General features: G+C 34.4%; 10 protein-coding genes and 1 tRNA gene. 2 read left to right on the forward strand and 9 right to left on the reverse strand.

All coding sequences use genetic code 11. The features are described 5' to 3' along the window. Positions 1-145: 145 nt before the first annotated feature. The 6 genes from AC1DVP_RS21005 to AC1DVP_RS21030 all read right to left on the reverse strand — a co-directional run bounded on the left by AC1DVP_RS21005 (position 146) and on the right by AC1DVP_RS21030 (position 7,714). The gene (locus AC1DVP_RS21005) at positions 146-394 is read right to left on the reverse strand and encodes a hypothetical protein (protein WP_477185422.1); all 249 of its coding nucleotides are present in this window, start codon (positions 392-394) and stop codon (positions 146-148) included. Between the two features lie 237 nt (positions 395-631). Beyond that, complete coding sequence (locus AC1DVP_RS21010; protein ID WP_477185423.1) at positions 632-2,368, reverse strand: alpha-amylase family protein; 1,737 nt, start codon at positions 2,366-2,368, stop codon at positions 632-634. A gap of 6 nt (positions 2,369-2,374) precedes the next feature. Beyond that, positions 2,375-3,301: a carbohydrate kinase family protein gene (locus AC1DVP_RS21015; protein WP_477185424.1), complete on the reverse strand. Its 927-nt coding sequence runs from the start codon at positions 3,299-3,301 to the stop codon at positions 2,375-2,377. A 16-nt stretch (positions 3,302-3,317) separates the two neighbouring features. Then, the gene (locus tag AC1DVP_RS21020) at positions 3,318-4,619 is read right to left on the reverse strand and encodes an MFS transporter (protein WP_477185425.1); all 1,302 of its coding nucleotides are present in this window, start codon (positions 4,617-4,619) and stop codon (positions 3,318-3,320) included. A gap of 3 nt (positions 4,620-4,622) precedes the next feature. Further along, positions 4,623-4,982, reverse strand: coding sequence for a glutaredoxin domain-containing protein (locus AC1DVP_RS21025; RefSeq protein ID WP_477185426.1), 360 nt, complete (start codon positions 4,980-4,982; stop codon positions 4,623-4,625). Between the two features lie 104 nt (positions 4,983-5,086). Continuing rightward, positions 5,087-7,714, reverse strand: coding sequence for a TonB-dependent receptor domain-containing protein (locus tag AC1DVP_RS21030; RefSeq protein ID WP_477185427.1), 2,628 nt, complete (start codon positions 7,712-7,714; stop codon positions 5,087-5,089). Between the two features lie 157 nt (positions 7,715-7,871). On the opposite strand from AC1DVP_RS21030, the gene AC1DVP_RS21035 reads away from it, so the two are divergent. Next, on the forward strand, positions 7,872-8,897 hold the full coding sequence (locus AC1DVP_RS21035) for a LacI family DNA-binding transcriptional regulator (protein WP_477185428.1): 1,026 nt from the start codon (positions 7,872-7,874) through the stop codon (positions 8,895-8,897). Positions 8,898-9,207: 310 nt separating this feature from the next. Here AC1DVP_RS21035 and AC1DVP_RS21040 read toward each other — a convergent pair. Continuing rightward, a tRNA-Arg gene (locus tag AC1DVP_RS21040) sits at positions 9,208-9,281 on the reverse strand. 114 nt (positions 9,282-9,395) lie between these two features. Between AC1DVP_RS21040 and AC1DVP_RS21045 the strand changes: the two genes are divergently transcribed. Beyond that, positions 9,396-9,908 (forward strand): adenine phosphoribosyltransferase, encoded by a 513-nt coding sequence (locus AC1DVP_RS21045; RefSeq protein ID WP_477185429.1) that lies wholly within the window; start codon positions 9,396-9,398, stop codon positions 9,906-9,908. Positions 9,909-10,031: 123 nt separating this feature from the next. On the opposite strand, the gene AC1DVP_RS21050 is transcribed toward AC1DVP_RS21045, so the two are convergent. Beyond that, positions 10,032-10,172 carry an SsrA-binding protein gene (locus AC1DVP_RS21050; protein WP_477185430.1) on the reverse strand — a complete coding sequence of 47 codons (141 nt, stop codon included), beginning with the start codon at positions 10,170-10,172 and terminating at the stop codon, positions 10,032-10,034. An 84-nt stretch (positions 10,173-10,256) separates the two neighbouring features. Continuing rightward, on the reverse strand, positions 10,257-11,682 hold a 1,426-nt coding region (locus AC1DVP_RS21055), incomplete at its 5' end, for a M56 family metallopeptidase (RefSeq protein WP_477185431.1).

An 11,682-nucleotide genomic window follows, 5' to 3' on the forward strand; every position in this document is an offset into this window, starting at 1 on the left:
GTATTAAAATGTCCTAAAAACAGGAGAGTATATAATGCTAATGCATGTTGATACTCTCAATTATAAAGATCAGTTTGCAGGATATGCGACAACAAAAAAGATTACTGGCCCTATGAATTTAAAGGATCTGTAGATAAGTATTTCTTTAGAACAAGCTTAGCTTCTTCTCTGTCTGTCTAAATCCTCTCAGAAAATTAATATCAATACTTGTTTGCAATCCTAAAGCTTTTGCTTTTTTTGCACTTTTTAAAATGGTGGTGCGACCTGGATTTTTGCTTAAAGCAAAACAGGCCGTGTGGAAAATTTTGGCTTTTTCCAATAATTCGTCCGGAATTTGGCTTGGATTGATTTGAAAATCTGTTTCCCTGTAAGTAATAAAATCAGGTGTTCCCATAGATTTTGAAACAAAAAATTACTGTAGTGGGCTCGATTTCTGATTTTCTTAATTGAGATGTAATTATATGGTATTTTTTTAATTTCCGAATGATATATGGCAATTTTAACTGTACTTTTTTTCTTTACTGGTTTGTATCATTATTAATTTCTCTTCCTTCTTCAGATACCTATTTATTTATTTATTTATTTTGATTTTGATGAATTTTCACGTGATTTTTCGATTATAGTACGATATTTAAAAACTCATCTTGCTTAGCATACCATTTTTTGTATAGTCAATTGTAAAAGCCTTGGTTTTAAGATTCGCTTTTAGGTTCGCAAAGCTAGTGCCATTAGCCCATTTAATATCCAAGATGTCATCTTCAGCATCATTTATTTCTACTTCACCTGAAAATGCATTAGAAGTATTTCTTATGCGAATGATTTCGAGCTGTTTGTTAACAACTTCTGTTTTCAATCCTTGCTCTATATCGTGCATTGACAATGCAGTGCGATTAATTTCTTTATGTCCGGCACTACCTCCATTATCTGCTGCTTCATAATTGTTTTTGCCTGCAAAAATATCGAGATACCAAATCTGCGGTATTCCAGGCATAAACATCTGAATGACTCTCGCAAGAAGCAGCTTTTGTTCGTCTTCTCCTAGTGCACTAAAAAAGGTGGCATTTATTTGATAATAAGAAATTTTATTCCCAGAAGGGTCGTAGAGATTTTTGACACGACCACCACGTTCCATGATTGCGGTCATAATTTTTTCAATCTCGGCATCTTCTAGTAATCCTTTATTGTAAACGCCATTTACCTCCTTGCCCTTCAGGTCTAAAACTGGTATTCCATCATGGCAGCCAAGCATATTTACTGTTTTATATCCTTTGGTAATAATTTCTTTAGCCCAACTAATCAATGCTTTACTTGTTTGGTTTTCGATAGTATGAATCGTTAAACCAGGTAAGAAAAAGTCATAGATATAATATCCTTCATTGGCTACTTCATCGTGTAAATGCAAACCATATTCTGCGTGAATTTCTGGCAACAGCATCAAATTATTTTGTTGTGCTATTTTCTTGATTCGGTCTAAATAGTCCCAGGTTCCCGGTTTATTAAAAAAATTGGATTCTCCTACTTGTTTATGCAAATAAGCAAAAGCATCTAATCGAAGAATAGTACAACCATAATCACTTAATTTTTTTAGTGTTTCCTCATAAAATTCCCAAACCAAAGGTGATGCAGCATTGACATCCATTTGTCCTAAATAGGAACGCTTTTGCTCTACAATTTGTAAAATTTCTGATTTAAGAGGAGTACAGTCTTCAAAGTTTAGGGTGGTAAAATCTTGATTGCTATTCATTGTGGCATTTACTAGAGCAACAATAAATAGATTTTGAGCCTCAGTCAATCCTTTTATGTTTTGTAAATCTGCTACAGTAATCGGATTGTAGGTTACTTGCTGATAAAAAGTATTCCAATACGGCTGTTCTGTACTATCTGGGAAACGCACTTTTAATATGGGCAAACCCGACTTTCTCATAAATAATTTATTGAGAAACTTCGGTTCTGGAATTACAATTCCATCTTCATTTTTTACCCCATTTCCTTCCCAGAATTCATTCCAGTTGATAAAAAAATCTTTAAATTTAGATTCATTCCCGTATTGCAGCAGGTCTTTAAACTGTGGTGAAGCCACAGAGAGATGATTCAATACAATATCAAACTTCAGCTTTATCTGTAGTTCATTCAAGTCCTTTAAATCTTTTATGTCTACTAAATCCTTGTTTATATCATAATCAATAATTGAAAAGCCTCTATCTAAATCACTGTTAAAAAAAGTTGGCAATACATATATAAAAGAAAAGACATCTTTAAAAGCGTCCATCTTGAGCATGCCTATGGTATCACTAAATTTCTCTCCTATACTATCTGGATAAACATTTAGCATTACTCCATTGCTGATATTTTTATTTTTATGTCGCATCGTATTTTATAGAAGTTTAGAAAGGATATTGATGTTATCTGGCAGTCGTCCTACATTTTGAAGTTTCAAAGCAGCCAATTTTAAAGCGATATCCAAACATTCATTAATTGATTTTTCTTTTATATAAGCAAATAAGAATCCAGACCAAAAAGCATCGCCCGCTCCTGTGGAATCCATTACTTTATCAATTTTTATTGCTGGCATTTGTATTACTTCTTTTCCTTTTTGAGATAATTTGACCCCTTTGCTGCCTAAAGTTAAGCAAACCGTATCTACTCCTTGATGATGAAAAAATTCGAATATCTCTTCATGCGGAAGTTCTTTCTCAAATAGGCGCAGCATATCATCTTCACTAATTTTTATTAATGGATTGAACTGGCAATAGGTTTTAATTACTTTGAAAGCCTTCTTTTGACTTTTCCACAGTTTTCTTGCATAGTTAAGATCAATACTTAGCTTACATCCTATATCGTGCGCTTCTTTTGCCTTCTTTAAGATAGTTTTTTGTGCCGGATTTTTGCTTAATGCGAAGCAAGTGGTATGGAATATTTTGGTATGGGATAAAACTTCACTTGAAATTTGCTCTTCATAAATGTAGCAATCTGCTGAACGATACGGTATAAAATCAGGCGTCCCCTCAGATCTTGAAACAAAAATTACGCTGGTCGACTTGTTCTCTAGCATATTAAGGAGGCTTGTATTCACTCCAACACTCGATAAGCGCTCCGTGATATAAGAACCAAAACCATCGTTCCCCACTGTTGCAACCATAATAGTATTCAAACCTAATCGAGTTGAATTCATAGCAACATTAGTAGGTGAGCCTCCTAAATACCTATGATAATCTCTGGTTTCATTAATAAGCACACCTTCTTGATGCCCAATAAAATCTACAAGTACTTCACCAACACAAAGGATGTCTATATTATCCATTTTATTATTTATTGTATTATTTACTTAAATTTTTTTTTATTTTGATTAACAAGGTGCAGATAGCAGCAAGTACTAATAGTACACCCGCAAAACTAATTGCTTGACGTGGATCATTATCCAAGAAGTTCTTTAAAATGTAACCAAAGGACAGGTTTTGTATAATCATTGGAATAACAATCATCATATTTATAATTCCCATATAAACCCCATAACGCTCTTTTGGAACAACCGCAACGACCATCAGATAGGGAATGCCCATCATACTTGCCCAAGTAATTCCGTACCCAATAATAACCGCAAAAAACACATATTGATTTTGTACTGTCGGAAACCACAAAAAAGAAATAGCTCCAAATAGCAGACACGCAAAATGAATCATTTTTGAACCGTGTTTTTTTGCTAATTTGGCCAAATAAAAGGCAATAGAGAAAGTGACTATAAATCCAAAGGCGCCTATTAATCCATTCCATTCTACCGCTTTTTCATAACCCGTCACATTCTTTGGAGTCACATTCCACACGGACAAGGCAATACTTTTTGAATTGTTTTGCCAATAGCACATCATCGCATACCACTGAAACAAATAAACCAGAAACAGTTGCCACATCACTGTTGGCATTTCTAAAACTGCTTTATAAATATCGATGAAGGGCGAAAAAATATTTAATGGTTCAGCCTTTAAAATGGCTAACTCTTCTGCTGTTGGCGGGATTTCTTTTGTTTTGCCCATACTCCACCAAATGGAAGTTACAGAAAGGATTGCTCCTAAGAAGAAGGAGGCATAAATCCAAGTAGGTAACGACCCGGTATAACCAACAAAAACAATTGGAAACAGAAAAAGAGAAATATAAGCCATAAACTGTCCAAAACCAGTAAAAAAACTTTGCGCCTGAAAACCTACTGGTTGCTGTTCTTCGTCCAGCGTATCAGCAATAAAAGCCCGATAAGGTTCCATAGCGGTATTATTTCCTACGTCTAAAATCCAAAGCAAGCCTGCCGCCATCCATAAGGAACTGCTAAATGGGAATAGAAATAATGCGATACTACAAATTATGGCTCCAATAAAAAAGTATGGTTTTCTTCTTCCCCATCTTGGATGCCAAGTTTTATCACTCATCGCACCAATAATGGGTTGAATCAACAATCCCGTTAATGGCCCCGCAAGATTAAGTATCGGAATTTGATCTGGACTTGCATGTAAAAAGTCATATATAGGATTAACAGCACTTTGCTGTAAACCGAAACTGTATTGAATTCCGAAAAAACCGACATTCATATTGATAATCTGCCAAAAATTCAGTTTTGTCTTTTTGAACATAGCTTAGGGAATTAATTTTTTTATAAAATCATCAAACGTGGTATTGTTTGAAAATAGTTCTCCATATTTGTCAATAACTGGAATGCCAAGTCCTGATGTACTTATGTTGGCTTTCCTTAATTTAGCAAGCATTTCATTAAGAGCAGCTTTGTCAGTATCGATATCATAGAAAATGAAATCAATTTTCTTTTCGATTAAAATGTTTTTGGTGTCCATGCAATAATGACAATCTGGGCTTCCATAAATCAGGATTGCTTTTTTTGTTTTTTCATCCTTTTTTTCAGGTTTGGCAATGGCTTGTGCATTCAAATTGTATTGAAATAGAGCAAAAAAAAGTAAAATTAAATAAGTGATTTTTTTCATTTTATGCATTTTAAAGATTACACAAGAATCATCATTTTTTAGAAACAATTCCCATACTTTAAAAGTACAGGAATTGTCAACTAACTAAACAGAAACATCTTTTTTTAAAATTTATAAGATAAAGCTACAGAAGTTGATCTTCCTGACATTGGTCTAGCTCTTACGTAGTTTACAGTGTTTGCCGTAATACTTCCTTCTTCTGTTTCTGTAATTGCCAAGGTGTCAAATAAGTTGTTTGCTGAAAAATTTATTGATAATCCTTTTGCAATTCCAACTTCGACAAAAGCATTTACAATTACAAAACCATTCATTACTAACTCGTTTGAATCTTGTGTATAAGCTTTAGTTTGACCGATAAAGCTCAATCCAATGGTGTTTTTGCCTTCTGAAAAGTTATAGGTTGGCATAAAATTATACATTAATTTGGGTTGTCTTCTCGGTTCATTACCATTGTTGTTGCCTGATGTAATTTCAGCTTTTGTATAGGTTAATGCTCCGCGCAAATTGAAATTATCAACCACGTTATAAGACGATTCTAATTCTAAACCATACGATTTATAATTGTTTTTGATGATGCTGTTTGAAGTAGCTTCATAACCGCCTTGCTCGTCTGTTTTAGAGTGAAAAGCAGTCGCATAAACATATCCTTTAGAGAATTTTTGTTTGTACCCTAATTCTGCTTGTGTCAAAAAGTCCAGTGCGTTGATTTTATTTCCATCTAAATAATCCAATCCCGAGAACAAAATACGATCGGCTTTTGCAGCAGCACCTTTACTATATCTGGCAAAAAGAGATTGTTTTTCCGTCAATAAAAAATTAGCTCCAAAAGTATATGAAACATAATCGTAGTCATAGTGAACTGCAGTTTCATTTGCCGTGTTCACTGCAGAAACACTTGTTTCAGGAGCAGAAATTATGCCATTATTGTTGATGTCAAATATGGTTTGTGTACTGCCGGCAAAAGATCCCGAAACCTTGCCTATATCATAACGTAAGCCACCTTCGAGCGAAAGTTTATCAGTTGCATCAACAGTTACGTTTACATAGGGAGCAGAAACGTTGTATTGAGTGTCATAATTTCTGGTGCAACAATTGCCCCAAGCCGGAACGCCATAAGCATACAATCCGTTTTCCGACAATAAATTTCCAGTAGCGTTCGTGACATTTATCAAGCGAGGATTATCATCTGAAACTTCCTGTAAATACGAATTCCACAGCCATGACATAGAGATGCTTTGGATTGATTTGAAGTAACCGGCTGTAATTCCAATCTTATCGAATTTTTTCGTTACTCTTAAATCATTCATAAAATTACTTAAATCATTTAATTTTGTATCAAACATATGTATTCTAGCTACTAATCCGTTGGGATTGTCAAAAGGCGCTCCTGAATTTGCATAAGTCAAAGTAGAACCTGCCCCGAATGAGTTTGCTATTGTAGAAGCGGAACCAACTTCTGCAGGAAATGGTGCTATAAATCCACCACTATTAGCAGAATAACGAATATTATCTTCAACTTTCCAGCCTTGGTCCAGATTAAAAGAAGCACTAGCTCCAATTGATTTTGAAACTGGATTCATTCCATCGGCTACATTCCCTCTTCTCAATTGGCCATCAGGACCAAGACCTACGTTGTGGGTTAAATAAATAGATTGCAAAGCGCCTGTGGTAGCATCAAAACCTTTAATATTTCCCCATGTTGGATCCGCATTTGTTCCTGTAACCTGAACAGGCATTGGCATATAAGCCACCGCTTTGTCATTTAAAAATTTAGCATAAACAGTGACTGTTCCTTTTTCAAATTCTTTTGTGATATTGAATTTTACCTGTCCTCCGTTATTAGATGTGGAACCCGTTTTTCTAACTCCTTCACCCGCTCTGTAAAAACCACCTGCATGAAAATATAGACCATCCCCAATTTTTGCGCCGTAGTCTAAATCAGTTCTAAAATTATTGTAATCCAAGCCAAAAGTTGTTCTCATCATTCCGCCTTCTGTTTTTCCAGTTTTGCTTATAAAGTTGATGATTCCGCCAGGAGAATTGGAAGATAAAGTAGAGGCCGATCCGCCACGAATGGCTTCGATTCTGGCAACGTTCCCGTCAAATCTGGTAAAAATATCGGCTGTTGCAAAAGCGATGTCTCCAAATAGAAGAACAGGAAGTCCATCTTCTTGGATTTGTAAATATTTTGATCCACCTGAAGAGATTGGCACACCTCGAACAGAAATATTCGAGTTTCCTTCTCCGCCAGATGATTCTGAACGAATCCCTGGAATTGATCTGAAAATTTCTGCTGTTGATCTTGGAGCCGATTGTTCAATTTGTTTTGTATTAAGCGATGTAATAGAAACACTCGACTTGATTTTGGTTCTTGGACTAACAACCCCTGTGATAATTATGTCATTTAATTGATTTGCATCTGATGTCATCGAAATATTTTGAATCGTATTTCCGTTAATATCAACAGAAGTTTGTGTCGTTTTATACCCTATATAGGATGCTATGACAGTGATATTTCCATTTTGAAGATTTGAAATTTTGTAACTCCCATCAAAATTAGTTGAAGTTCCTATTGCTGTATTTTGAATCATAATATTAGCACCTGAAATTGGATTACCATTCGTGTCAGAAACAACCCCTGATAATATGGAATTCTGGGAAAAAGACAAATTGAATAGCAGCAGCGCTAAAATCAATTGACTCCTTTTTAATAAAAAAATGATTTTTTTCATGGTTTAAAATTGTTTAATTAATAAATTTAAAGTTAATTAATTGTAAATTTAGTTTTAGATTAACTAAATAATACAATAATCTTGTCGCAAACGTTTGCGAAAACTATGCAAACGTTTGCGATTTGAAATTGAAAAAAATAAATCTAATATTTACTGAATGAAAGAGACTACTCTAAAAGAAATTGCAGAAATTTTAGGGATATCGATTACCACTGTTTCAAAAGCATTGCAACACAAATCCGATGTCAGTAAAAAAACTATAGAAAAAGTTCTTGCTTTGGCAGAAGAACTTAATTATACGCCCAATAGTTTTGCAGTAAATCTTCGGACCAAGGAATCTAAAACCATCGGATTAATTATTCCTGAGGTGGTACACCATTTTTTTTCCAATGTAATAAAAGGGATCATCGCCGAAGCCGAGAAAAATGGTTATCTTGTTATTATTCTGCAATCAAATGAATCTTTGGAATTAGAAAAGAAACAGGTGGAGCTTTTAATCAATAAAAGAGTTGACGGAATTATTATGTCACTTTCCAATGAATCCAACAATGATTTTCACATCAAGGAAATACTCCGAAAAGAAATTCCTTTTGTGCAGTTTGACAAGATTTCTAAATTAATTCCGAGTTCCAAGGTTATTATCAATGATCAAAAGGCTGCTATGGGAGCTGTTCAGCATTTAATCGATAAGGGTTGCAAAAAAATCGCCCATATTCGGGGTCTTGAAAATCCGCAAAATTCGATTGATCGTTTTATAGGTTATAAAAAAGCTTTGGAAAAAAATGGAATTCCTTACGATTCTAAATTGGTTTATGCATGTAAAAGTATCACTTTTGAACAAGGAGTAGAATTTGCGAAACAAATTGTCGAGGAGAATCTGGAAATTGACGGTATTTTTGTCATCACGGATTTGGTTGCTATTGGTGTTTTGGCCTATTTTAATGAAATAGGAATCCAAGTACCTAACCAAATTGCTATAATTGGTTTTAGTAATTGGTTTGTGTCCCAAGTAATCACGCCAAAGTTGAGTACCGTTGATCAACCGAATTATGAAATGGGAGTTGCTGCCTTTACCTTATTACTCGAAGAAATGATTTGCCGGAAAAACGGACTTCCATTTTTACCGAGAACGATTGAATTGGAGACAAGTATAATTGAAAGGGAATCAACCATGAAAAATTAGCAGGCTAAATTTCCTTTATAAATAACAAGATTAAGCTTAATGGCATTTCGGATGTTAAGGAAAGTATTGAAGGGCTACTGGATATGGGAATTGACAAATTAATGAAACTTAATTTTGCCTATACGAGCACTAATCTATCGGAAGTCAGAGATCTTATTGGTTTAATTTATCCTGAAAATTTCACATTTCGAAATAATCAATTCCATACCGCTCGAGTCAATGAAATAGATGGTCGTATTTATTTGATTAATAGCGAATTAGGTGGTAAAAAAAACGGGACAAAAGAAGTTTTTTTCTTTGTCCCGTAGAGTGACCTCGACTGGATTCAAACCAGTAACCTTCTGAGCCGTAATCAGATGCGCTATTCAGTTGCGCCACGAGGCCATTTTGCTTATTTGTTCATTGTTTTCAACGATGTGCGCTGAACTTGTTTGCGGGTGCAAATATAGGAATAAATGTGTAACTTGCAAGGATGAATTTGCATAAAAAATAAAAAAAATGAGTTTAAAAAAATATGTACGTGATATTCAGGACTTTCCAAAGGAAGGAATTGTGTTTAAAGACATCACTCCATTACTAATTGATGCAAAAGCAAGGAAAGAATGCTTAGAAATATTGGTTTCATCGGTAAAAGATAAAAAAATTGATAAGGTAATTGGGGTAGAAAGTCGTGGTTTTTTCTTTGGGATGCTTTTAGCGCAGGAATTGAATGTGGGGTTTGTTCCGGTACGCAAACCTAATAAACTGCCTTTTCATACTATTTCAGCTTCTTATGATTTAGAATATGGTATGGATGTTCTTGAAATTCATGTAGATGCGATTCAAAAAGGCGATAGAGTTCTAATTCATGATGATGTTTTGGCGACAGGAGGAACCGCAAAAGCGGTTTGCGAATTGGTAGAACGATTAGGAGGTACAATCGTTCAGTGCAATTTCCTGATGGAACTCACTTTCTTGAATGGAAGGGAAAAGATTGCAGGAAACGAGATTTTTGCAGCAATAACGTATTGAAATTGTTTAAAAGGTTAAAGTTGTTTAAGCGGTTCTTACCTTGCAAAACTTTTTTTGCGATTAGCTAATCAAACAATTTTAAACTGCATTAAACACTCCAACTTTTTAAACTATGGACAATCTTTAGTCTAAAGCTCTTTTGGTCACATAATAGCGATATCCAATAATTGCCATTTGCCATTTTTTAGCTTTGGATATGTCCAGTCTTTGCTTGGTGAAGCTTGGTAAAATAAGTTTGTTGATTCGGGCAAGAATTTTAAACATAATCATATATTTTTTTCAAAGATATAAAAAAGACGGTCTTGATGTAGACCGTCTTTTTGTTGATTCTATTTTGGAAAAATATCGCTATTTTTTCTCTTTTTCTAACTTAGATATGTATTCATTCATTTGTTTGTCATACACTTTCATTTTTTCATCAAAAGCTTCCATTTCTTTGTCGAATGGTTCCATTTGCTTATCAAATTCAGCCATTTGTTTGTCGAAAGCTTCCATTTGAGGTTCCAGTTTTTTCATTTGTTTATCAAATTCTTCCATTTTCTTTTCAAATTCTTTCCAAGCTTTTTGGTCTCCATGTATCGGATCTCCTTTTGGAGCTTTCGGCGCTTTTGGTAATGGAGGATGTGTCGGAGTTTTCATTTTAAAAGCTGGTGGTGTTGGAGGAGTCGGAGGTACAGGAAAATCTTTGCTCTGTATGTTATATGTGCCATTTTTAGTTACAATGCGGATTGTTTTTCCATCCTTGTTGACATCCATCGATACAATTTTGTCTTGATCTAGCTGTTCTAATTCATTTTGGGTTACTTTTTCATCATTGATATAAATATCATTCTCATTACCTATTTTGGAAAATTTTTTGGTGATTATTCGGATTTCTTTTTTCTCATCATTTTTGATGACATTTACAGTAGCAATTTCTTTAGGATCTAACTCGTCCATTTTGGCTTTATCCGATTTTGATCCATCAATATAAATTTGAGCGTCAGCTGGAATTGGTTCATTAGGTGTAACAACTTTACTTATTTTGGCTAATTTTTCAATTGATTTATCGTCTTCAACAAAATCGATTGCCAGCCTTCCTTTTGAATCTTTAGAAATAACTATTCCAAATGGTTTTATAGCTTCGGAACTGTTTATGTTTCTGTTATTGGAAATCTCATCTCCTTTTTTTAATTCGACTGTTATAGCTGTCAGTTCATTATTTGCGTTTCTTTTTGTATTCGAAAAATGAACAGTTACTCCATAATTTTTGGTTATAGTTTCTGCTTTTTCCTTCAATTCGGCTTCTGTAGTATTCTTTGTGATTTTGTAGACATCAACATCGTTTGAGGCTGATTGTTCTACTTTTGGACTCAAAGTTTTCTCCTTTGCTATAACTTCCATTTGGAATAAAAACACAAAGGCGATTAAAGCTGGAAGTATTAATACATACTTCCAGGAATTCCATTTTTTTGATTGATTTTTGTTTAACATAACGATTCGTTTTTTGATTAATGATTGATAAAAATGATTGGTAAGGACAACACAATTTTCGTGCGCTGTTATTTTTAAAAGCGTCAATTGATAGGCCTTTTTGTCGGATATGTTTTTGGCGGCTTCACTGTCGGCGATGAATTCCAAATTTTGCAGAATGGCTTTTTTGTACAGCCAAATAAATGGATTGAACCAAAAAAGGATGCAAAAAAAACGCATTATTAAAACGTCTACGGTATGGTATTGCTCGCTGTGTACTTTTTCGTGTTCCAAAATACTTTCCATTTCGGCCGCGCTGTAC

This window comes from Flavobacterium sp. P3_A6 (genome assembly GCF_056403035.1).